This window comes from Micromonospora sp. DT15 (genome assembly GCF_049841475.1).
Classification (GTDB): Bacteria; Actinomycetota; Actinomycetes; order Mycobacteriales; family Micromonosporaceae; genus Micromonospora.
In genome coordinates, this window is the sequence record NZ_JBNCKJ010000002.1 from 161,846 (window position 1) to 184,364 (window position 22,519).

A 22,519-nucleotide genomic window follows, 5' to 3' on the forward strand; every position below is an offset into this window, starting at 1 on the left:
GTTCTTACCGGACGCGCGCGTTTCGAGCGGGTCGCACAACTCGATGAGATGACATGTGATCACCGAGCTCCTCGGCGTGATCCCACCTTGTGGTCGCCTTTCGGAACGCGCTTGGCCTGCCCAGCATTCGAGATCGACTCCTCGTAGGGCCTGGATGGACTGTGTTGGACGAACCATCGGAGCGATCTTCAAAGGGTTCGGATCCGGTCCGCACGACCCTGCCCGTCACCTAGCGGACGACCCTTGAACAAACTTTGTGGGAAGCTTGAATCTGCTGATGGGAGCAGGTGCGAACAGCGAGGGCTCATGGTCGTGCAATTCAGGCTGCTGGGCGACATCGAGGCCTTCATCGACGGCAATGCGGTTGAGCTGGGGCATGTCCGTCAGCGATGTGTGCTGGCAGTTCTGCTGGTCGAGGCGAACAAGGTTGTTCACGTCGACCAGTTGCTCGACCGGGTGTGGGTGGACCGGCCGCCGCAACGCGCACACGGCGCGCTCTACAGCTACCTCTCCCGGTTACGGCGCTGTCTGCGCAGCGCCGAGGACGTCGCCATCGTCCGGCAACAGGGCGGTTACCTGCTCAAGGTCGATCCCATGATGGTTGATCTGCACCGTTTCCAGGAGTTGGTCTCCCGCGTCCGGCTCGCCGCAGACGACGACGACGCGCTGCGGCAGTTCGACGAGGCGATCGGGCTATGGCGCGGTGAGCCGTTCGCGCGCCTGGACACCCCCTGGTTCAACGCCCTGCGTACCGCTCTGCGTCAGGCACGGCTGGCCGCCGAGCGCGACCGTACCGACATCGCCTTGCGTCGCGGTCAGCATTCGGCGTTGTTGTCCGAGCTGTCGCGTGAACTGGCCGAACAACCATTGGACGAGCGTCTCGCCGGCCAGCTCATGCTGGCGTTGTCCCGTTCCGGTCGACAGGCGGAAGCTCTCGACCAGTACCAGCAGATCCGGCAACGCCTGGCCGACGTGCTGGGCATCGACCCGGGGCGTGACCTGCAGGAGCTGTTTCTACGGGTCCTCCACGGCGAACGTGACGCCGCCTCGGCCGTGGTGCGGGCACCTGCGGAGCCGGCCACGGCTCATCCGCCCCGACAACTGCCACCGCCGCCGGCGCACTTCGCCGGCCGGGCTCGTGAGCTGGCGGCGCTGACCCGCGCCGTGGACCGCCAGCCTGAGAGCGGGCCGACCATCATGACTGTCACGGGGATGGGTGGGATCGGAAAGACCTGGCTCGCGTTGCGGTGGGGCCACGACAACCTGGACTGGTTTCCCGACGGACAGTTGGCTGTCAACCTGCGCGGCTTCGAGCCCTCCGCGGAGGCGATGCCACCGGCGGTAGCGCTACGCGGCTTCCTCGACGCCCTCGGCGTGCCGCCCGATTCGGTGCCGCTGGATCTGGACGCGCAGGTCGGTTTGTACCGCAAGATGGTCGCCGGTCGGCGAATGCTGATCGTGCTCGACAACGCCCGCGACGCCGAGCAGGTCCGTCCGTTGCTGCCCGGTGCCACGGGCTGCGTGGTGGTGGTGACCAGCCGCCAGCAGTTGTCCGGCTTGGTGGCGGTCGAGGGGGCTCATCCGGTCACGCTCGATCTCCTCAGCACCGCTGACGCCCGGGAGTTGCTGGCACGTCGACTCAGCGGCAGCAGGGTGGAGGCTGAACCGCAGCCAGTGAACGACATCGTCGAGCGGTGTTCCGGGTTGCCGCTGGCGTTGGCGATCGTGGCGGCCCGCGCGGCGACCCAGCCCGGGTTTTCGCTCGCCGCGCTCGGCCGGGAACTGGCCGAACTGCAGGGCGGCCTTGACGGCTTCTCGGGCAGCGGGGACCCAGCCAGCGATCTACGGTCGGTGTTCTCCTGGTCGTACCGCGCGCTCGGCGAGCCGGCGGCGCGGCTGTTCCGCCTGCTGGGGCTGCACCCCGGGCCGGACACTTCGGTGCGGGCCGCCGCCAGCCTCGCCGCCGTGCCGGAACGGCAGGTACGTGGCATCCTCGCTGAACTGAACCGGGCGCAGCTTCTGGTGGAGTGGGTGCCGGGCAGGTACACCTGCCACGACCTGCTGCGCGCGTACGCGGCGGAACTGGTCGAGTTGGAGCCTGCGGAGGTCCGGCGCGACGCCCTGCACCGGATTGTGGGCCACTACCTCCACAGCGCTCAGTGCGCCGACCGGCGGCTGTCCCCGTTGCGCAATCCGATCGAGCCGCCGCCAGTCCAGGTGGGCGTTCAGCCGGAGGAGCCAGCGGACAACGCCGAGGCCTTGTTCTGGTTCACCGAGGAGTACGCCGTGCTCAGGCAGGTGGTCGAGCTTGCCGCCAGGCACGGGCTCGACCGGTACGTCTGGCAGCTCGCCGGGGCACTGACCACCTTCCTGGGTCGCCGGGGGCACTGGGAGGACCTCATCGCCGTGCAGAACTGCGCGTTGACTGTCGCCCAGCGCAATGGTGACCGGGCGGCGCAGGCACAGGCACACCAGGACATCGTCCCCGCCTACTCGGAGACCGGCCGGCTCGACCTGGCCCGGGCCCACCTGGAACGCGCACTGATGTTGCTGGACGAACTCGCCGACCGGGTCGGCCAGGCGCACACGCTGTTGACCCTGAGCTGGGTCAGCGAGAAGGAAGGCGATCAGGCGGCAGCGTTGCGCCATGACCGGCGGGCGCTGAGGCTGTTCCGCGACAGCGGGCATCAGGCAGGTGCGGCTCGCGCTCTCAACGCGCTCGGGTGGGATCACGCAATGCTCGGGGAGTATCAGGAGACGGTCCGTTACTGCCAGCAGGCTGTCGTCCTGCAACGTCAGCTCGGGGACCGGACCGGCGAGGCGAACAGTTGGGACACGCTCGGCTATGCCCAACACCATCTCGGTCGGTACCAGCGGGCGGCCCGGTGTTACCGCCGGGCGCTGGAGCTCAACCGGGAACTGGGACACCGCTACAACGAGGCAGAGGCCCTACGGCACCTGGGTGACACCCAGCAGGCCCTCGGCTACCCGGAGGCCGCCAACCTCTGCTGGCTGCGGGCCCTGGAGATCCTCACAGCGATCGGGCATCCGGAGGTCGAACAGGTCCGCGACAAGCTCGCCGCACGCCAGGGCGCGCTTGCAGAGACTCGCCCGGGGTCGGCTGGCTTCGTGGGGCCACCAGCCGACCCGACCGCGCTGACCAAACCTCGCTGAGCCGAGGGCCGCCCGCCAGAGCTGACGAACCCCAACCTCCAGAACGCGGAACCCGCAGCGCCGCACGCGGCGCTGCGGGTTTGCAGCCTCAGCGGTTGACACGATCCCAGGTCAATCCACGGGAACGACTACTCTTCGTTGCTCGGCCAACAACTCGGTCGGTATGCCGGGCCCGGCTGTCGGCCCGTCGGAGGCACCAGTCGCGGTCACCTGTCCGTCGGCGAGCACCACTGTCCGGTCGGCGGCCCGAACTGTCGAACTCCGGTGCGCGATCATCAGCACCGTGCATGAACGCGAGATGTTCCGCACCAACTCCGCCAACCCCGCCTCGTTGGCCGCGTCCAGATGTGCGGTCGGCTCATCGAGCAGCAGCAACCGAGGTCGAGGCAGCAACGCGCGAGCGATTGACACCCGCTGGCGTTCCCCACCGGAGAGCATGCTGCCGTGCTCACCCACCTCGGTGTCGAGCCCGTCAGGCAGTCGGTCCACCACTTCGTCGAGGTTGGTCACCCGGAGCACCTCGGCCAGTTCATCCTCGCCCGCGCCGGGGTGGGCGTACGTGAGGTTGTCACGGAGAGTGCCGGCGAGCAGCGGACACTCCTGCTGGACATACCCGATCGCCGATCGCAGTTCGTCAACGGGCATCGAGGCGATGTCCCGACCGTCGAGCAGGATCGTTCCCCAAGACGCCTCGTAGAAGCGTTCGACCAGGGCGAAGATGGTGGTCTTGCCCGCGCCGGACGTGCCGACAAGGGCCACACTGGTATGCCGCGCGACGTCGAACGACACGCCCCGCAACACCTCCCGCCCCGGTCCGTAGGAGAAGTGGACATCGCGCAGTTCCAGGGCCGGCGTCTCTGGCCCGGCAATCGAAGCGGGCGACCCGTTCCCGTCGTCGGCGCCGTTTCGCTCGGCGTAGGTGGTCTGCTCAAGGTCGAGCCCCATGGTCTCGTGGATGCGTTGCAGAGCTGCCATTCCCTTCTGCACTGCGCTTCCCCCTGCGAAGACGGCGACCAACGGGACGAGCAGGAACGACACGTACAGGAGGAAGGCCACGAACTGACCGATGTCCAGGTGGCCGGAGGCGACCCGAGCACCACCGAGACCGAGTACGAGAAGGAACGAGCCGTTGGCGCTCAGGGACACGGCCGGAACGATCATCGCGTCCAGCCGAGCCACCCGGATGCCCGCGTCATACGCCTCCTGGGCTCGTCCACCGATCCGTTCGGCCTCCCGATCCTCGGCCCTGGCGGCGCGGACCGTCCGCATCGCCGCCAAAGCCCGCTCAAGATCGGCGAGAAGCAGACCGATCCGCCCCTGCGCATGTTCCGACCAGCGCCTGATCCCGATCATCACGAACGCGAGGATCGACCCGCCCAGGGCCACCGACGCGACCGCGAAGACGAACAGGAACCAGTCGAGCCAGAGCATCAGCGCGACCGCACCTGTCAGTGACGCCACGCCGATGACCGCGTTGACGATCCCGTTGGCCACCACTGCCCGTAGGAGGGTGGTGTCGGTACCGACCCGGGACAGGAGGTCCCCGAGGCGGAGTTGGTCGTACTCCCGCATCGGCAGCCGCAGCAGCCGGTCGGTCAGACCGAGCCGCAGCCGTAGCACCAGCGCTTCGCCGCCCCGTTGCAACAGGAAACTCTGCACACCGGAGATCACCGCGGCGGCGAGGAAGAGGAAGACCAACCAGATCGCGAGTGACGCGACCGGTTGGCCGAGCAGCATCGCGTTGATCGTGCGCATGGCCAGCAGCGGCTGGACCAGGGCGAGACCGGCCGACACGAGGCCGAGGACGGCCGCCACCAGCAGTACCGGCCGTTGTGGGCGGAGCAGGCCGAGCAGCTCACGCAGCGGCACCGCGACGGGATCTGTCGGAGGCACCGGGCCGGCCTCCAAAGGGTTTCGGCGGACATCGGTACGCACGGTGGGACTCCTCGGGTTTGACGAATGGACAGGGGGGCGGGCGGCGCGTCCGGGACCTCAGGCGGCGGAAGTCGCCGATACCCGCCGCGTCTCAGCCGGGGCCTCCTCGCTGACCCGCCGCCGGACGGAGTCGACACCGAGCAGCGGCGCGCTGAGCACGACGAGGTTGTAGAGCGCATGCGCGACCAGGGCGGCAACGATCCCGACCTCGATGGCCACGAGCCCCAACGTCACGCCGATGAGGGTCAGCTCGGCGAATCGGATCCACCGCGGACGGACCATGCTGCCGCTGTGCGTACCGGCCCACAGCACGGCGGCGACCAGGGCGGCGAGCAACGGCTGACCGGTCAGCCAGAGTACGACCGGCACCGCGAGAAGCCGGAAGACCGCCTCCTCGCCGATTGCACTCTGCGCGGTCAGCGAGAGCACGTGGGGCAGGTCCATTCCGACCGTACGCAACGAACGCCGGTCCGGGTTCGGAGAGACCCGGGCGAGTCCCGTTCGACGCAGAAGCGCGTACCCGGCCGCGGCGAGCCCCAGCCAGATCGCGGCCAGGCAGGCGCCCCAGATCAGTTGCCGACCGAGATCCGAGGTTGTGGGCATCCCGACCCGCTGCGCCACCAGGGAACCGGCCAGGGCGGCGACCACCACCACGGCACTCATGGTCACCGCCGTCACCGCCGACGTGAGCGCGTTGATCGCCCTGAAGGCGGCCCACGACTGCGTCCCCTCGTAACCGTGCACCGCGGTGTACCGGAACCGGCCACCTTCGCCGAAGAGGACCGCCAGCAGGACCGGCACCGCCAACACGGCGGCCAACGACGCCTGCGCGGTACCACCGGCGAACGCGAGGAGGGCCACCCCGCCGACCAGTGCCAGCACCGAGCCGAGCAGCGCCCCCGCCCCGGCGAGGACTTCCCGCTGCTCGGCCCGCTCAAGTGCCGGTATCTGCTCGTTGGTCAACTCCACCAGGGAGTCGATGCGCAGCACCAACGCGCCGAGTGACTCCACCTCGAACTCGATCCGGACGTCCGGACTGGTCGCCCGGAATCGACGGGTACGCTCGGTCGACTCGTCCTCACGGGTCCAGTACCCGGCGCCCACCGGCTCCGCCCCGGCCCAGACCCCGTCGGGGACACCCAGCCGTTGTCGAAGCCCCTTGTCGTCGCCAGTGCCTGGCGCCACCCCGACGTCGCCGCCCTGATCCGCGCCGCCGTCGGTCGCGCCGTCGCGCGGTCGAGTAGGTACGACGCGGTCAACGACCCGATCGCGTAGATCACCGGCGAGTTCGAAGAGCACGACCTCGCCCCGCGGTGAGAGTCCGACCAGGACGCTGCCGTCGGCGCCGATGAAGCGGACCCGCCAGGAGCCCTGTAGACCCCACCCGTTGAGGAACTCCCGTTGTCGGGCGACGAGCCCGAGGTGGTGCAGCCGGTCGACGATGCCATCGGAGTGCAGGACGGCGTAGGAGCGCCAGCCCGTGATGTCGAGACCACAGAGACGCCGCGCCGTTGCCGCTGCCTGTTCCTTTGCGGCAGCGGCGTCCATCACCGGAGGCATCGGCTCGGTGGGGTATGCCCGGGTCCGCAGGACGACGAACAGCGCACCGAACAGCAGACCGATAACGGCCAGAACGACAATCTCAGTCATGACCGCACCCCGAGCCACAGCGCGCCGCACCACAGCAGCCGCTGGTCGCCGCGTCCACGCGGATCGACGGCCCCGGCGTCAGGCCGAACGGCAGGTCAACGTCTTCGCTGGGATTCAGCCGCTGGATACAGCGGCAACCGCGGGCAGTGGACCGGACGGTGGCCAGCCGACCAGGTTCCCCGATCAGCTCGAGCGGCTCGGCGAGGATCCGACCAAGAGACTCCGCCTCGATCTGGCACGGGGTCACCCGGCCATCGGCACGGACGTGCCAACTCAGGTAGCCGGGAGTGAGGAACTCGACGGGCAGCCCGAGGGGCGCCAACTGCTCACCGAGATCCACGCACTGGTCCCAGCCCAGCGCCTCAAGGTTGAGGTGGCGTGTCTCCTGGAACTGCCGGATCACATCCGCGACCTGATCCGGTGTCAGTCCGAACCCGTCCTGGTCGCCCCTGCCCACTGGTACCACCCGACCTGCCCGGAACAGTCGGGCACCGGCGCTGTCCACGTCGGAGACGACGGCGGTGACGTCCCGGTAGTTCGCGGGGGTCACCGTCATCGCCACGATCACCGGAATCCCTGCTGCGGTGAGGCGTCGCATCGTGTGCAGCGACTCGTTGTAGGCCCCGGCCCGGCCCCGGATGAGATCGTGCCGCTCGGCGCGTCCGTCGATGCTGATCTGGGCCCGGATGTTGCCGCAGGCGGCTGCCATCGCCACCAGTTCGTCCGACCAGTGCAGGCCGTTGGTGAAGATGTCGACGTGGTCGATCAGCGCGCTGGCGGTCGCCAGGATGCGCCGAAAGTCCCGGGCGATGGTCGGCTCGCCACCAGTGAGGGTCACGGCAGCGATTCCAGACTGGGCCAGCCGCTCCAGCACCTTGACCCAGTCGTCGGCGGTCAACTCGCCGGGCAGGGCGGGCCCGGAACTCGCGTAACAGAACGAACAGCTGAGGTTGCAGCGGTTGGTGAGTTGGAGTGACGCCAACAGCGGCAGGTACGCGTCGGTCGAGCCAGACACCCGCAGGGGTTGGTCGAGCGCCCCGTTGAGCCAGGAGGAGGTCAACCACGATCCGTTCAGTGCCTCCACCATCTCCGCCTGAACCTCGTCCGGGTCACGGCGGGAGGTGCCGGCCCGGATCCGGGCGGTGCGGGCCACACTGCGCGTCCGTGCCAGTTGGAGGGCGATCTCCAGTGCCTCGCTGGACAGTCGTACGTAGTTCAGGCTGATGCGGTCCACCAACAGCCCACCGACGGGTTGCAGGTGAATGCCCCAGTCAGGTGACGGTGGGTCAGCGGGGCCGGCGAGCGAATCACCGGACGCGTGGGAAAGCGCGGTTGTCATAAGGATTCCCTCGGGATTGGCCGGCCGTCGGCCCGGCAGTTGGCGTCGGCACCGTCTTTGTCTGGGACCGGCGGGATTTTGTCGATTGGAGAGGCGCGGCCCCCTGCCGTCCGGAGCGAGCGTGACGCCCGCTCCGGACGGCAGGTCGGAATCGGTCACATGGCCTGCGAGTACGGCGGCGGCCCCCAGCACGCCGCGACGAACGGCGCCCAGCCGCTGGCCCAGCAAATGCCGCAACCCACGGACTTGACCATCGGTTCGGCCCGCTTCTCCGAGCCGAGTCGGTTGAGCGTGCTGCTCGACTTCTGCATGTCAATCACCCCCTCCCCGGATCAATCGGTCGACATCCCCGGAACAGCGCGACCCGTGATCAACCGCTCCGCAGCGGGCCATCCACCGCCCGATTTCCCGCGGAGAGACGAATCTGTGATCCGGGCCGCGCGTCGCCCGGATCCCCCCGTGTCGGTACTGTTCATCGGGGCCGTGACCGCAAATGTGCCGGGCGGCCATGCAGCAGATCTGCAACTAACCTTGAATCGACTGACCAGCAGGGTGTTCTACGGCTAGGACCATCTGCGGTGCCGGGCCGGGCAATTCAGGGCTGCGCGAGGCGGCAACGACGTATTGGCCGCTAGCGGCGCGCCGAGCAGCCCGGCCGAGGGCCGCCTGCGGGGCGTGCGCCGAGTGTCAGCCCTGATCTCGGACACGGCGCGGCACCGGCCCGGGTCGGCTGATCATGGCCGGCGGTGACCGCACCAGGGCAGGGGGCTCAGCATGGCGATCCAGCGGATGGACAACGTCCTCATCGTTGTCGAGGACCTCGACGCGGTCATCGCGTCCTTCGTCGAGCTCGGCATGGAGTTGGAGGGTCGGGGGCCGGTGGAAGGGCGGTGGGTGGAGCGTGTGATCGGGTGTGATCGCCCGGCTGCGCGGCCATGGCGCGGAACTCGTGGGGGTGTTGGAGCGGTACGAGGACGCCTATCGGCTCTGCTACGTCCGCGGCCCGGAGGGCATCCTCGTCGGCCTGGCCGAAGAACTCCGCTGAGGCTGCCGCCGGTCGGCTCGCCCGCAACTTCAGGGATGTAGGGGCCTCGCAGGCGGCGGAGACCACTACATCCCTGAAGTAGTGCGGATCTTGGCGGTGTAAACCCAGGGCTCAGGAGACCAGGGTGCCGCCGTCCACGGTCACCACCGTGCCGGTGGCGTAGGTCGCCCGCAGGAGGTAGACGAACGCCTCGGCGACCTCCTCGGGCTCGCCCACCCGGCGGAGCGGAAGCGCTTCGCTGAGCTGCGCGTACATCTGCTCCCGGGTTTCGGTGGGCAGGGAGTCCCAGAGCGGTGAGCGGATCACCCCGGCGGAGACGGCGTTGACACGGATCGGGGCGAGTTCGACGGCGAGCGCGCGGACCAACGCGTCGATCGCCCCGGTGATGCTGGCCGCGACGGACCAGCCGGCGCTGGGTCGGTGGTTGGCGGTGCCGGTGGTGAGAGTGATCGACCCGCCGGGGCGCAGGTACGGCAGTGCCGCGTTGACTGCCGACAGGGAGCCGAAGTAGCGCAGGTCGAAGGCGGCCCGGGCGGCGGTGAGATCGAGGGCGTCGACGGACATCAGCGCGAGGGGTTCGCCGGCGGTGTAGACGAGGTGGTCGAACGAGCCGAGATCGTGGAACAGCCGGGACACGGCGTCCGGGTCGGTGAGGTTGGCGACGTACCCCTGGGTGGTGGTCGGCAGGGTTGTCAGGGCGCGGTCGACGCTGCGCTGGTTGCTGGAGGCGACCACGACCTGGGCGCCGTCGCGGGCGGCACGGGCGGCGGTGGCGAGGCCGATCCCCGAGGTTCCGCCAAGTACGACGACGCGCTGGTCGATGAGGGTCATGATCGTGTCCTTCCGGATCGTGTGGTGGAGACGGTTACCACCGTGCGCCGCCGGGCACGCTCGCGTCCAAGACCTCTTTCACCTCCTGTAATGCCCGTTGGGTATGACTCCATTCATGCCCGACGGGTATCATGGAACCGCCCGTAGCGGCAACCGGACGGGGGCAGGGTGGACGTCGATCTGCGCAAGCTCCGCTACTTCGTGGCGGTGGCTGAGGAGCTGCATTTCGGCCGGGCCGCCGCCCGGCTGCACATCGCTCAGCCGGTCCTGTCGCGTCAGATCCGGGCCTTCGAGCACGAACTGCGCGCCACGCTCTTCGTTCGGGACCGCCGCTCCACGGTGCTGACCGAGGCCGGCCGACAGTTGCTGACCGACGCCCGTCCGCTGCTCGCCTCGGCCGACGCCCTGCGGCGGCGGGTGCAGCGGGCCGCGCACGGCCGGCCGACGTTCACCATCGCGTTCATGCCCGGCCTTCTCGTCACCGCCGAGGCCCGCGCCATCGGCCAGCGGCACCCCGACCTGGCCGTCAACGTCGTCCGTACGTCCTGGGACGACCAGACCGACATCGTCCGCGAGGGGCGCGCGGACGTCAGTTACGTTCGGCTTCCGGTCGACCAGAGTGGGCTGTGCCTGCGGCCACTGTTCACCGAACCCCGGGTCGTCGTCCTACCCACCGATCACCGGCTGGCCGGCAAGGAGTCGGTCGACCTCGCCGAGCTGATCGAGGAACGGCTGTTGCAGGACCCGGACGCGGTGCCGGAGTGGCGGGACCTGCCGAACCGTCCCACCGACCCCGATCCCCGACCTCGGCCCGAGCTGAACTCCGTCGAGGAGAAGCTGGAACATGTCGCCGCGTACGCCGGGATGGTGATCCTGCCGCTGTCGACGGCGACGTTCTACACGAGACCGGACGTCAGTCACGTGCCCGTCGCCGACCTCGGCCGCAACCAGGTGTGTCTGGCCTGGGCCGAGGACAACCGGTCACCGCTGGTGCAGGAGTTCGTCGAGATTGCGGCCCAGTAGGCCGGTCACCGGTCGACCCCGCGAGGGGTCAGATGGCGCGGATCGGGAAGGTCTCACGTAGGGCCGGGTCCAGCGGCCGGCCGGTGGTCGGTTCGATGAACAGGTCGGCGAGCAGCAGGTCGGGGAGGTGGCTGGGGTTGATGCCCGACTCCTTGCGGCCGAGTGCCTGCGCCGTGCCGCCGAGTCGCAGCGCGGCCCGTGCCGCGCCGGCCGGCAGACGACCGACCCGGCGGGGCCGGCCCACCGCCGCGGCGATGCGGGCGATCATGTCGTGCCAGGTGAGGTTCTCGTCGGCGACCGGGAGGTCCGCGCCGCTGGCCTGCTCCAGGGCGTCGGCAGCGACGTCGGCCACGCTGCGCGCGGAGGCCGCGGCGCTGCCGCCGGTCGGGGCGACCAGCGGGGTACGCGAGCGGGCCCACCGGTCCAGCGGACCGGCCCAGTTGGGCAGCCGGTCACCGGCCCGACCGAAGACGAAGGGCAGTTCCAGTACGGCGACAGGCAGGCCCTCGCCGGCGGCCGCCCGCCCCTCCCGGGCCTGTTCCAGGCGGCAGCGGATGTACGTGTGCCGTTCGGCGAGGCGCCACTGGGGGTGCAGCCGGTCGAAGTAGGTGTAGTAGGAGCCCATCACGACGCCCCGGGTGAGACCTTCGAGGCGGGCGGCGGTGAACAGGCGTACCACCGGGTCGACGTTGTCTCGACGGAACTCGGGATAGATCGGCTTGGGTAGCGGCCGTTGCTCGTCGGTGCGGGTGGCGTAGACGACGCCGTCGTGACCGGCGAGCAACGGCCGCAGTTCGTCGACCGGGGCGGACCCGACGTCGAGTAGGTGGTCAATGCCCGGCTGGGCGGTACGCGCCACCGTGGTAGCGGCATGACCTCGCTCGCGCAGCACGTCCACGACATGGGCACCGATCAGACCACTGCCACCCACCACAAGAATTCGCACGGTGAATCGTCCACTCTGGAACCGGTGTCTTGTCAACCCACGAGTGCCACCGAGCGGGTCACTGCTTGTTCTTCGCGACGTTGTAGATGTCCATGACGTCGTCGTCGAAGTAGGGCCCGTACATGTTCCCGGAGTACTTGTACGACATCACCGAGTTGACGTACCCGAACCGGAGGTCGTTGTCCCAGGCGCGCAGGAACGGCCCCCCGCTGGCGCCCTTGTTGAGCGGGCAGTTCTTCAGCTTGATCCGCTGCACCCCGGCGGCCTTCGTGGTGCCCGAGGAGAAGAACTGCGACTGCCCGTCGAACGGCGGCTCCCCCGGGTAGCCGAGCAGCATCGCCGAGAACGACTTGGACTTGTTGAAACTGAGCCCCTGCCCACCGGTGATGTGCACGAGCCGGTTGCCGCCGAGGGGGTGCATGGTGACGAACGCGAAGTCCCACCAGAGGTAGCCCCAGTCGACCCAGCCCTCCACCGAGGTGAACTCCTTGGCCGACCAGAGGCCGTGCAGTGGCTCGCCCTCGGTGAACTCCGGCGCGTACACCCAGTTGTTGAACCAGACCGACCCGCCGTCTCCGGGGTGTACGCAGTGACCGGCGGTGGAGACCAGGTTCGCCTGAGGGTTGTTGATGGTGGCACCGGAGCCGAAGAAGTCCTCGTTGTGGTGGGTGAAGAAGACCCGGCCGACACCGGGCGAGGCGTTCACCGCCTGGGTTCCCTGGCCGCTGCCCGCCGGGGCCGCGCTCACCGTTGAGGTCGAGGACCGCGGTGCCGCCGGTGCTGCCACGTCGCGGGCCGCGCCGACGCGGCCGGGTCGGTCGGCGGCCTCCCCGTCGGGTGCGTCGACTCCGTCCGGCATGGGAGCGGGTCGCGCCGCTCGGATGCGCTCCGGGGTCCAGTAGGCGGTCACCAGTCTCGTTGCGGTGTCGGCGTCGGTGGACGGCTGCCCGTGGATGGTGGCGCGCGCTTCGGCCACTGTCGCGGACCCCGCCACGGTTGTCGCGTCGGCCTGGGCCTGCGGCTGCGCGACGGTGACGGCGGCGAGCAGCATGACACCGGCCGAGATGAATCCGAGCGTGCTTCGCACGGGACCTCCTGGGGTGGGTTGGTCGGGCCGATGCGTTCCGGCGTCCTGGAACAGACGCTAGGCTCGGATGGAGGGTCCACAGTAGGCATGTCGTATACGGTCAGTGACGGTTGCCTGACTGCGGGATGCGCCACCGTGTGTCCGAGAACTTCTCACAAACGGGGGTTGAGGATGCCGGATCCGCGCGCCTTCTGGCTGGACGAGCAGTTCGACCGTGAGCACGGCACCGACGGGCGTGGCCGGTACGAGGCCGAGGTTTTTCGCCGGATCGACGAGTTCGCCGACACCTGGGGTGACTTCGCGCCCGTGGCGTTCGCGGTGACCGCCTGGCGGCTGGCCACCGAGCTGTCGCCGGGTTTCGTGCGCTGGCACCGGCGGATCATCTCGGCGACCTGCGCGCGTAGCCCGTGGGACGGCAGCCTGGTCTGCGCGGTGACAGTGGCCTCCCGCTGGCCGGCCGAGCTGACCTGGACCAAGCAGTGGCAGCGCGACCGTGGTTGGCAGGACTGGCCCCGGCTGTTCGGCCAGTTCACCACACCCACCGAGCAGGACCAGACGCGCCGCCCGCATCTGCGCGCGCTGCTCCAGGTGGAGGCGCCGGTCCCGCTCGACGACCTGCCACCGACGCCCGACGGCCCGAACGACGAGGTTGCCGCTGCGGCGCGCCGGGCCGTGGCGGTGCTGGCCCGGGAACTCAACGACCTCCTCGCACCGATGATCGGGCAGCTCGACGCCGGAGTTCCGGCGGACTCCTGAAACGCTCGCCCGCCGGTAGGGTCGTCGGCGTGAATTCCGACGACATCGCCGGCCGGCTCGGAGTGCCCGTCGAGGACGTCGACCGCGTGCACCGGCTCGCCGGTGACGGGCCGTCAGCTCCGTTGCCGGCCAAGGCCGACGCACCCGCGATCCTCGACCGGCTCACCGTGCCGCCGGACGACGCCGCCGAGATCCTGGCGGGCTGGCCCGACCCCGGCTCCACCCTGTGGACTCCGGAGCTGCGCTGGTTGCTCGACCGCTCGATCGCCCTGGTCCGCGCCGACCTCGCGGGCTACGACTGGCTTCCACCCGGTCCGGAGCTGCCCCGGGAGCGCGGGCCTGCCTGGCGGCACCTCTACGTGTACGCGTACCTGGCCCTTGTCGACGTGGTGCGCGGGTACCACAGCGACCACGGCATCCCCGACGCCGTGACCTGGGTGACCCTGGCTGACCTGGGCCGCAACCTCGCCATCGACCGACGGATGCGCGGCGAGGGCTGGCCGATCATGCAGAGCTGGCTGACGCTGCACTCGCGCGGCAGCGTCTACGAGCTGGGCCGGCTACAGCACCAGCGCGGTGACGGCGCGATCGGGCTGCACGTCCCCGATTCGGGGCCGTTGACTCCGGAGGCGGTGGCGTCGTCCCTCGACGAGGCCCGCGCGTTCTTTCCCCGGCACTTCCCCGACGAGCGCTACACCGCGTTCTCCTGCGCGTCGTGGCTGCTCGACCCACAGCTGCGGGAGTACCTCCCCGAGGACTCCAACATCGTGCGCTTCCAGCGCCGGTTCGAGTTGGAGCCCTACGACGAGTCCGCGGGGCCGGACGCCGACATCGAGGTCCTGCGGTTCGGGTTCCGGACCCTGACCACGCCGCTCGACGAGCTGCCACGCCGCACTGTGCTCCAATGCGCGATCATCGACCACCTGCGGGCCGGCGGCCACTGGCACTGGCGCCACGGCCGCTTTCCGATCTAGGCATCCGCGTCCCACCACGCGTCGTTGGCGGCGGCCTGGGCCGCCGGTTCGATGACTTCCCACACCTGCGCGATCAATCCGTCGGCGATCCGCAGGACGTCGACCACCACGATCTCCGGCCCTCCGTCGGGGAGTCGGCGTCGCGAGTGCACCACGACGTGGTCACCGTCGGCCAGCAGGTGCAGGATGTCGACCCGCATGCCGGTGGTCGGGCCGAGCGCGGCGCTGACCGCGGCGAGCCACTGCGCCCTGGTCGAGGTCGTCGAATCCGAGCGGTGATGGGTGAAGTCCTCGCTCAGGTACGAGGCGAGCGTATCGACGTCGCCGGTGTCGACAAGCCCCGCCAACGCACGTCCGACGATGCTCTTGTTCTCGGTGGTCATGGGCGCAAGTGTTTCCCCGGCCCGGATGGTTGTCGATGACATCGCACTTCATGGCGTCCCGAGCGAGGATGAGTAGGGTCATGATCGTGTATGCGGTCGGGGAACTCCTGCGGCAGTGGCGCAAGCGCCGAGGGCTCAGCCAACTCGACCTGGCGATCGCCGCCGACGTCTCGGCTCGGCACGTCAGCCTGGTCGAGACCGGCAAGTCCACGCCGAGCGCCGACATGATCCTCCGGCTGGCCGAGCAGCTCCACGTGCCGCTGCGTGACCGCAACCACCTGTTGCTCGCCGCCGGCTTCGCGCCCCGGTACGCGCAGCGCCCGCTCGACGACGCCGCCCTGTCGGGTGCCCTCGGCGCGGTCCGCAGGGTGCTCCGGGCGCACGAACCGTATCCGGCGCTGGTCTTCGACCGTCGGTGGAACATCCTGCTGACCAACCGCGCGGTCGACCCGTTCTTCGCGTACGTGGCCCCCGACCTGTTGCGGCCACCGGTGAACCTGGTCCGGCTCGGCCTGGACCCGCGCGGGCTCGCCTCGCTGGTCGTCAACCTGGCGGACGTGCGGGCGGTGTTCCGCAGCCGGATCTCACGCCAGCTCGCCGCAGCTCCGGACGCGGCGCTCGCCGCGCTCTACGAGGAACTGCTCAGCCCGCAGCCCGAGGAGCCGACGAGCGACTGCCTCGACGCCGACGTGGTGCTCCCGATGATCCTCCGGGTCGGTGACCGAGAGCTGCGGCTCTTCTCGACCATCACCACGTTCGGCACCCCGACGGACATCACGATCGAGGAGATCGCCGTCGAGTCCTACTACCCCGCGGACGCGGAGAGCGCCGCCTACTTCACACGGTAGGGCCCGGCCTGGTTGGTTACCAGGCCGGGCCCCGTGCACATTCCCGGTCAGCCGGTGGTCAGGATGAACCTCTCCCAGGCCCCGACCGACGTGCGGTTGGCGATCAGGGATCCGGCCCCGGCGTTCTCGGCGCACACGATCTGGTTGTTGACCGTGGCGCGCAGGCTCACCGTCCCATCCGAGTTGCTGATGAGCTGGAACGTCTCCCACGATCCGATCGCCGTGGCGTTGGCGACCAACGCTGCGGCGCCCGCGTTCGCGGCCGAGACGTAGAGCCCGTTGGCGCGCGACCGCAGGGCGATGGCACCGTTGCCGGCGTCCACCCGGTCGAACTGTTCGGTCGTCCCACCGACGCTGGCCTTGTTGGCGATCAACGCGGTGGTGCCGACCGCCGACACGTACTGGTTGTTGACCTGCGCCCGCAGCGTGCTCACCGGCGTGGTGCTACCGGTGCCGGTCGCGAAGGTGAACGCGTCGACGTCGAACAGGTAGCCGGACCCACCCTTGAACACCAGGTACAGCGTCGTCGACGCGGTGGGCGGGTTGCTGATCGTGGCGGACGCATCGACGAACGTCTCCCAGTTGCCGGTCACCGGCACCGTGACGGTACCCAGCAGGGAGCCGGTGGCCGACCCGGCCCGGACCTCGATGGTGCCGCCCGCGCCGGCCGACGACGCCCGCACGGTGATGCGGTTGGCGTTGGCCAGGTTGTACGGCTGGTACGAGATCCAGTCGTTGTTCTCGATGAACCCGGCGGTGCGACCACCCTCGGCGCTTGTGTGGTCGGTGGCCTGGACGCCGGACTGAGCGCCGAAGTGCTCACCCTGGCGGTGCTTCGGTTGCAGCGTCTTGATGCTGTGCGTGGTCAGCCCGCCGTTGTCGGTGTAGGCGGCGTCGAAGACACCGTAGATGTTCGCCGCCGAGTCGTGCTCGCCATCGGTCGGCACGGTGATCGAGCCACTGCACCCGTTCTTCGAGGTGATCTGGTGGGCGTGGCTGTCGTGGCCCAGCGCGTACGTCAGGCTCACCTTGGAACAGTCGATAGTGCCGTCCTGCGGGTCGCTCACGCTGATCTGGTACGACACCGTGTCACCGAAGTTGAACAGCTGCCCGTCGGCGGGCGAGGTGAGCGTCACCGTCGGGGCCGTGTTGCCCACGGTGATGACCAGGCTCGCCGTGCCGGTCAAGCCATTCGGGTCGGTGACCCTCAACGTGGGGGAGTACGTGCCGTTCGTGGTGTACGTCTTGGTCGGGTTCGCCGCCGTCGACGTGGTGCCGTCACCGAACGTCCACAGGTAGCTCAGCGCCCCACCCTCGGGGTCCGAGCTGCCCGCCGACGAGAAGGTGACCGTCAACGGGTTGGCCCCGGACGTCGGGTTCGCCGAGGCGACCGCGATCGGGTTGCGGTTGCCGCCGCCGATGTACTCGATCCGGAACAACGCCTGGTTGTTCGAGCCGGTGCCGTAGTCCAGCACGTACAACGCGCCGTCCGGGCCGAAGGCCATGTCCATGACCTGCGTGCCGGACCACGGGAAGTTGGAGATCTCCCCGCGGGAGCCGTCGGAGTTGACAGCGATGGCCTTGATCCAACGGCGACCGTACTCGCCGGCGAAGAACTGACCGTTGAGCGACTGCGGGAACTTGATGCTGGAGTTCAGCGACGCGTCGTACCGGTAGACCGGCCCGCCCATCGGCGACTCCGAGCCGCTGCCGAACTCCGACGGTGAACCGGAGTCGCCCGCGTACTTGATCCACGCTGCCCTCGCCGCGGGCAGCGTGCCGAGCCCGGTGTTGCGGAACGAGTTGTTGGTCGGCCCGCCGGAGCAGTTGTACTTGGACTGCGACGGCCCGGACGGGAAGGTGTATTCGTTGTACGTTTCCGAGCTCGTGTTGGCGCCGGTGCAGTACGGCCAACCGTAGTTGCCGGCCGACGCGATGCGGTTGAACTCGACCTGACCCTGCGGGCCCCGGCTGGAGTTCGTGCTGCCCGCGTCCGGGCCGTAGTCGCCGAGGTAGACGACGCCGGTGGCCTTGTCGACGCTCATCCGGAACGGGTTGCGCAGACCCATCGCGTAGATCTCCGGCCGGGTGTTGGCCGTGCCGGGGGCGAACAGGTTGCCCGACGGGATGGTGTACGTGCCGTCGGACTGCGGCTTAATCCGCAGCAGCTTGCCCCGCAGGTCGTTGGTGTTGCCCGCCGTGCGCTGGGCGTCGAACTGCGGGTTGCGGTTGGTCCGCTCGTCAAGCGGTGCGTAGCCGGACGACTCGAACGGGTTGGTGTCGTCGCCGGTGGTCAGGTACAGGTTGCCGGCGGCGTCGAAGTCCAGGTCGCCGCCGACGTGGCAGCACTGCCCACGGTCGTTGGCGACCTGGAGCACGATCTTCTCGCTGCCCAGGTTGAGCGTGTCGTCGCTGTTGAGGGTGAACCGCGACAGCCGCAGGTGCCCCTTCCACCGGTCCCAGTCCGACTGGGAGCCGGTCGTCGGCGCGTCCCCGGACGGGGTGCTCAGCGTGGGGGAGTAGTACAGGTAGATCCACCGGTTGGTGGCGAAGCCGGGGTCGACGGCGACGCCCTGCAACCCCTCCTCGTCGTGGGTGTAGACCGACAGGGTGCCGGAGGTCTTGGTGTTGCCGGCCACGTCGGTCACCCGCAGGACGCCGTTGCGGGCGGTGTGCAGCACCGAGCGGTTGGGCAGGACGGCCAGGGACATGGCCTCACCCAGCTCGGCCGAGCCGGTGGCGAGTTTGACCTGTTGATAGTCGGAGGCGGGGATCACCGCGGCCTGCGCGGTGGACGGTGCAGCCACAGCGAGGGCCGCGCTTGTGACGGTGAGAACCGCCGCGAAGAGCGCCCGGGGCCAGCGCCGGGGATACGAGAGCATGATCGTCCTTTCTCGACGACCGGGGGTGCGGGTGCGCGGGGGCGCACCACGACCAGGTGGGGGTGGTGAAGAGCGGGCGGGGGATCAGGTCAGCTGGTGGTGACCAGGTCGAACTTCTCCCACTGGCCGATGGAGGTCCGGTTGGCGATCAACGGGGAGGCGCCCGCGTTGTCGGCGGAGACGTACCGGCTGTTCACAGTGGCCCGCAGGCTCACCGTGCCGTCGGAGTTGCGGACCAGCTGGAACGTCTCCCAGGCGCCGGCGCTGCCCCGGTTGGCGATCAGCGCTGCTGCCCCGGCGTTCTCGGCCGCGACGTACTGCCCGTTGCTCTTGGCCCGCAGCGCCACGTTGCCGTTGGCGAGGTTGACCAGGTCGAACCGCTCGCTCGTGTTCACCGAGGTCTTGTTGGCGATCAGAGCGGTGGTCGAGTTGGGCGCGCTGACGTACTGGTTGTTGGCGCGGGCCCGCAGGGTGGAACCGCTGACGGTGGGCGGCGGGGTGGTCGTGCGCGGCGAGCAGTCGGCGGTCACGGAGCCCGCGGCGACCTGGAGGCCACCGAGAAGCATCCGGGTGAAGTTCGGGTCGGTGTACGACGCCTCGGTGTGCCCGAGGCCGGTGTACCAGGCCCGTCCGCCGCCGTACGCCTTGCACCAGGTGATCGGGTGGTCGCCGCTCATGTTGCCGCCGCTGTAGGACGACTCGTCGAGGTTGGCGAGGACCCGAGCGGTGGACCGGGGGTTGGTGCGGTAGTTGTACCACTCGTCGGAGCGGACCCAGGTGGCCCCGAGGTGCGCCGTCGACGGGTTGGTGTTGTCCTCGATCCGCACCGTCGCGTTCTGGATCGCCGGGTGCGAGTCGAAGTACGCGCCGACCAGTTGGCCGTACCACGGCCAGCTGTACTCGGTGTCGGCCGCGGCGTGCACGCCGACGTAGCCGCCACCAGCGGCGATGTACGACTCGAAGGCCGTCTGCTGGCTGGCGTTGAGGACGTCGCCGGTCGTCGACATGAACACCACCGCCTGGTACTGGGCCAGGTTGGAGGTGGTGAACTGGGCAGCGTCCTCGGTCGACGTCACGGTGAAGCCGTTGGCCGAGCCGAGCTGCTGGATCGCGGCGATGCCGTTGGGGATCGACGAGTGCCGGAAGCCGGCGGTCTTGCTGAACACCAGGACCTTGGTCAGTGGCGCCGCCGAGGCGGGTGTCGGCAGGGCGACCAGACTGGCCAGCATGACTGCCAGGCCGGTGACGAGTGCCAACAGGCGGGGACGGGAACGCATGGTGTTGCTCCTCTGCTGAGCGTCGACCTCAGGCCGGTGCGCATGGGCAGGCCAGGGGCCATGGTGGCGGTGGTGCGGAAGCCGGGCCGCCGATGCTCGGCTGAGGTGCTGCGGGGTGGTGGGGTGATGGAGGAGTGGTGGGGTGGAAACAGTCGATGACCTCGCCGAAACACTGTGGACGGTCAAAATTCATCGATTGGTATCGCTGACGCAGTAAACCTCCGATGTATGCGCCCCGTCAACCCCACCGGTTGCGGCCCGGGTGCGCCCGCGCACGGCCCACCTCACGGTGGAGGTGGGACGTATGGTCGGTGGCATGAGCACCGACGAAGATCGAGAACGCCTCGCAGGGCAACTCATGGCGCTGCCGGTCCGCGAGCTCGTCGACGTCCTCCGCCGTGCCCTACCGCACTTCACCGAGGAGGCGTACGGCATGCGAACGGCGCTGAACCTGGCCAGCGTCACCTACTTCGCCGACGACCTCGAGCCGGGCCTCAACGTCGAACTGGTCGCCTGGCCTGATCGCGAATACTACGACGGAGGGCTCGGGATCGACCAGGGCCTGTGGGAGAACGGCCGCTGCGGGACGTGCGACATCGAGGTCACCTCGAACGCCAAGCGCGCGTTCTGCCCGTACTGCGGATCCGCGTGCGCCCTGACCTGACCTGCAAAGACGACGGGACGTGGTACGGCTGGCCCCGGTCACCTATGCGGGCCTGCGGGTGCCAGTGGTCGCCATGAGGATGAGGTCGGCGATCGTCTCCGGGTGGGTGACCATGGCGAGATGCGACGACTCGACCTCGATGGTCGTGGCGTTCATCCGGTCGGCCAGAAACCTCTCCAGCTCCGGCGCGGTCGTGCGGTCCTGCGTGGAGATCGAGTAGTAGCAGGGCCTGTCCCGCCAGGCGGCCGTCGTCGTGCGGCCCGTGAAGAGGTCGTCGGCGATAGGCCCCTGCACCGCGTACAGAGCGCGGGCGCGGGCCTCGTCGACACCACCGGCGAAGTCGCTCAGGAAGGCGTTCTCGCTCAACTGTGCGTACCCGTCGTGGTGCACGAGGCCGGCGTTCGCCGGCGGCGTGGGGAACTTCGCGGCGAGCGCGGCGTAGTCCTCCCCGGCGTCCGGCGCGCGGGCCGCGACGTACACCAGAGCGGTAACCGTCGGATGATTGCCGGCCTCGCTGATGATCGTGCCGGCCCAGGAATGGCCCGCCAGCACGGTTGGCCCGTCCTGCCGGTCGAGGGCGCGGTTGGTGGCCGCGACGTCGTCGGCCAGCGAGGTCAGCGGGTTCTGCACAGCGGTGACCGTGAGCCCGGCCCGCTGAAGGATCGGGATGACGTCGGACCAGGAGGAGCCGTCGGCGTACGCGCCGTGGACCAGGACGACGTTGCGGGCCCTCTTGGCCGAAGACGTGTCGCTCATCCGAAAACCTCCGCACGACGCCGTGCCGTCGCTCGCTCGTCAACAGCTCTCGTCCGCCACTCTTCCGCACGCCGCTCGGACCGGTGGGCCGAATGCCCAGGCTTCAGCCGCTCTGGCGCGCCGGCTCCGGTGCGAGGGCGTTCCAGTTCAGGTGGTCGCGGTAGCGGTGTCGCAGGACGATCCAGCTGACCGAGAACGGAACGGCCCCCATGGCCACCACGCCCAGGACGTTCGCGCCGACCACGTCGAAGACCGCCCCGACGTCGCCGAACAGCTGAGCGACCGTCTGGAACGCGACGTGCAGGCCGATGCCGGCCCAGATGTCGCCGGTGGCGGCACGGAAGGCGCCCAACAGCAACGCGAAGACGAAGAACAGCGCCAGCCGGTCGACGGATCTGGCCGCCCCGATGAGGAACCCGAAGACTGTGAACAGCACCGCCTGCCCGATGACCGCCTGCCAGGCGGGCAGCCGGGTGGCGAGGTGGTGTTGCAGGTACCCACGGAAGACCAGCTCCTCCGGCAGCGCCTCCTTGAGGAAAACCAGCACGACCAGCAGCGCCGCCACCCGCAGCACATCCCCGACGGACGTCCGGACACCGATCTCCACCCAGCCGAGACCGAGGCAGAGCGCGAACCCCGCCGCGGCGGGGACGAGCCAGCAGGCCATCCCGAACAGCAGACGCCGCCAGCCGGCGCGCAGCGACGGCAACCCGAGGCCGGCCCAGGGCCGACGGTCCAGGACACGACGGGCGACGACCACCAGGGGTACGACGACAGCGGTGGTGAGGACCGCCCCGATCGCATGGGTCGGTCGGTCGTAGTCCCGGCCGAGCAGAGCGCCCAGGACCAGCCACACCAGCACGGCGGCGCCGGCCACGACGAGGATCCGCCACGGCAGGGCGGGGCGAGATCCGGCGCTCACCACGCGCAGCGTAGCCAGCGGCGTCAA

At 69.5% G+C, this 22,519-nt stretch carries 19 protein-coding genes; 7 read left to right on the forward strand and 12 right to left on the reverse strand.

Translation table 11 applies throughout. The features are described from left to right. Window positions 1-306: 306 nt before the first annotated feature. Complete coding sequence (locus tag ACLQ3F_RS04850; protein ID WP_425846484.1) at window positions 307-3,174, forward strand: BTAD domain-containing putative transcriptional regulator; 2,868 nt, start codon at window positions 307-309, stop codon at window positions 3,172-3,174. Window positions 3,175-3,285: 111 nt separating this feature from the next. Here ACLQ3F_RS04850 and ACLQ3F_RS04855 read toward each other — a convergent pair whose 3' ends face one another. From ACLQ3F_RS04855 to ACLQ3F_RS04870, 4 genes are all read right to left on the reverse strand, one after another. After that, complete coding sequence (locus ACLQ3F_RS04855) at window positions 3,286-5,109, reverse strand: ABC transporter ATP-binding protein (RefSeq protein ID WP_425846487.1); 1,824 nt, start codon at window positions 5,107-5,109, stop codon at window positions 3,286-3,288. A gap of 57 nt (window positions 5,110-5,166) precedes the next feature. Beyond that, entirely contained in the window at window positions 5,167-6,759 is a 1,593-nt protein-coding gene (locus ACLQ3F_RS04860) for a CPBP family glutamic-type intramembrane protease (protein WP_425846490.1), read from the reverse strand. Next, window positions 6,752-8,098, reverse strand: coding sequence for a sporulation killing factor system radical SAM maturase (gene skfB, locus ACLQ3F_RS04865; protein ID WP_425846493.1), 1,347 nt, complete (start codon window positions 8,096-8,098; stop codon window positions 6,752-6,754). Before skfB ends, ACLQ3F_RS04860 begins: the two co-directional genes overlap by 8 nt. Before the next feature lie 155 nt (window positions 8,099-8,253). Then, a complete protein-coding gene (locus ACLQ3F_RS04870; protein WP_425846496.1) occupies window positions 8,254-8,409 on the reverse strand; it encodes a hypothetical protein in 156 nt (51 codons plus the stop codon). A gap of 602 nt (window positions 8,410-9,011) precedes the next feature. Between ACLQ3F_RS04870 and ACLQ3F_RS04875 the strand changes: the two genes are divergently transcribed. Then, window positions 9,012-9,143, forward strand: coding sequence for a hypothetical protein (locus tag ACLQ3F_RS04875; protein WP_425846499.1), 132 nt, complete (start codon window positions 9,012-9,014; stop codon window positions 9,141-9,143). A 111-nt stretch (window positions 9,144-9,254) separates the two neighbouring features. Here the strand turns inward: ACLQ3F_RS04875 and ACLQ3F_RS04880 are convergent, their stop codons facing one another. After that, window positions 9,255-9,974, reverse strand: a complete 720-nt coding sequence (locus ACLQ3F_RS04880) for an SDR family oxidoreductase (protein WP_425846502.1) — start codon at window positions 9,972-9,974, stop codon at window positions 9,255-9,257. A gap of 168 nt (window positions 9,975-10,142) precedes the next feature. Here ACLQ3F_RS04880 and ACLQ3F_RS04885 point away from each other — a divergent pair, with 168 nt between their 5' ends. Next, on the forward strand, window positions 10,143-10,997 hold the full coding sequence (locus ACLQ3F_RS04885) for a LysR family transcriptional regulator (protein WP_425846505.1): 855 nt from the start codon (window positions 10,143-10,145) through the stop codon (window positions 10,995-10,997). Window positions 10,998-11,025: 28 nt separating this feature from the next. Here the strand turns inward: ACLQ3F_RS04885 and ACLQ3F_RS04890 are convergent, their stop codons facing one another. Continuing rightward, complete coding sequence (locus ACLQ3F_RS04890) at window positions 11,026-11,943, reverse strand: NAD-dependent epimerase/dehydratase family protein (protein WP_425846508.1); 918 nt, start codon at window positions 11,941-11,943, stop codon at window positions 11,026-11,028. Window positions 11,944-12,001: 58 nt separating this feature from the next. Then, window positions 12,002-13,030 carry a trypsin-like serine peptidase gene (locus tag ACLQ3F_RS04895; RefSeq protein WP_425846511.1) on the reverse strand — a complete coding sequence of 343 codons (1,029 nt, stop codon included), beginning with the start codon at window positions 13,028-13,030 and terminating at the stop codon, window positions 12,002-12,004. Window positions 13,031-13,201: 171 nt separating this feature from the next. Here ACLQ3F_RS04895 and ACLQ3F_RS04900 point away from each other — a divergent pair, with 171 nt between their 5' ends. Continuing rightward, window positions 13,202-13,786 carry a hypothetical protein gene (locus ACLQ3F_RS04900; protein WP_425846513.1) on the forward strand — a complete coding sequence of 195 codons (585 nt, stop codon included), beginning with the start codon at window positions 13,202-13,204 and terminating at the stop codon, window positions 13,784-13,786. A 29-nt stretch (window positions 13,787-13,815) separates the two neighbouring features. After that, entirely contained in the window at window positions 13,816-14,760 is a 945-nt protein-coding gene (locus ACLQ3F_RS04905) for an acyltransferase domain-containing protein (RefSeq protein WP_425846516.1), read from the forward strand. Here the strand turns inward: ACLQ3F_RS04905 and ACLQ3F_RS04910 are convergent. Further along, a complete protein-coding gene (locus tag ACLQ3F_RS04910) occupies window positions 14,757-15,143 on the reverse strand; it encodes a nuclear transport factor 2 family protein (RefSeq protein ID WP_357200433.1) in 387 nt (128 codons plus the stop codon). The two genes, ACLQ3F_RS04905 and ACLQ3F_RS04910, sit on opposite strands and share 4 nt — an antisense overlap. Window positions 15,144-15,223: 80 nt before the next feature. Here ACLQ3F_RS04910 and ACLQ3F_RS04915 point away from each other — a divergent pair, with 80 nt between their 5' ends. Continuing rightward, window positions 15,224-15,991, forward strand: coding sequence for a helix-turn-helix domain-containing protein (locus tag ACLQ3F_RS04915; RefSeq protein ID WP_425846520.1), 768 nt, complete (start codon window positions 15,224-15,226; stop codon window positions 15,989-15,991). A gap of 47 nt (window positions 15,992-16,038) precedes the next feature. On the opposite strand, the gene ACLQ3F_RS04920 is transcribed toward ACLQ3F_RS04915, so the two are convergent. Then, window positions 16,039-18,873, reverse strand: a complete 2,835-nt coding sequence (locus ACLQ3F_RS04920) for a PQQ-dependent sugar dehydrogenase (protein WP_425846523.1) — start codon at window positions 18,871-18,873, stop codon at window positions 16,039-16,041. 89 nt (window positions 18,874-18,962) lie between these two features. Further along, window positions 18,963-20,102: a ThuA domain-containing protein gene (locus ACLQ3F_RS04925; protein WP_393227499.1), complete on the reverse strand. Its 1,140-nt coding sequence runs from the start codon at window positions 20,100-20,102 to the stop codon at window positions 18,963-18,965. A 364-nt stretch (window positions 20,103-20,466) separates the two neighbouring features. On the opposite strand from ACLQ3F_RS04925, the gene ACLQ3F_RS04930 reads away from it, so the two are divergent. Next, the gene (locus tag ACLQ3F_RS04930; protein WP_425846525.1) at window positions 20,467-20,814 is read left to right on the forward strand and encodes a hypothetical protein; all 348 of its coding nucleotides are present in this window, start codon (window positions 20,467-20,469) and stop codon (window positions 20,812-20,814) included. A gap of 42 nt (window positions 20,815-20,856) precedes the next feature. On the opposite strand, the gene ACLQ3F_RS04935 is transcribed toward ACLQ3F_RS04930, so the two are convergent. Next, window positions 20,857-21,570 carry an alpha/beta fold hydrolase gene (locus ACLQ3F_RS04935; RefSeq protein WP_425846528.1) on the reverse strand — a complete coding sequence of 238 codons (714 nt, stop codon included), beginning with the start codon at window positions 21,568-21,570 and terminating at the stop codon, window positions 20,857-20,859. 103 nt (window positions 21,571-21,673) lie between these two features. Further along, window positions 21,674-22,492 carry a CPBP family intramembrane glutamic endopeptidase gene (locus ACLQ3F_RS04940; RefSeq protein WP_425846531.1) on the reverse strand — a complete coding sequence of 273 codons (819 nt, stop codon included), beginning with the start codon at window positions 22,490-22,492 and terminating at the stop codon, window positions 21,674-21,676. Window positions 22,493-22,519 lie beyond the last annotated feature (27 nt).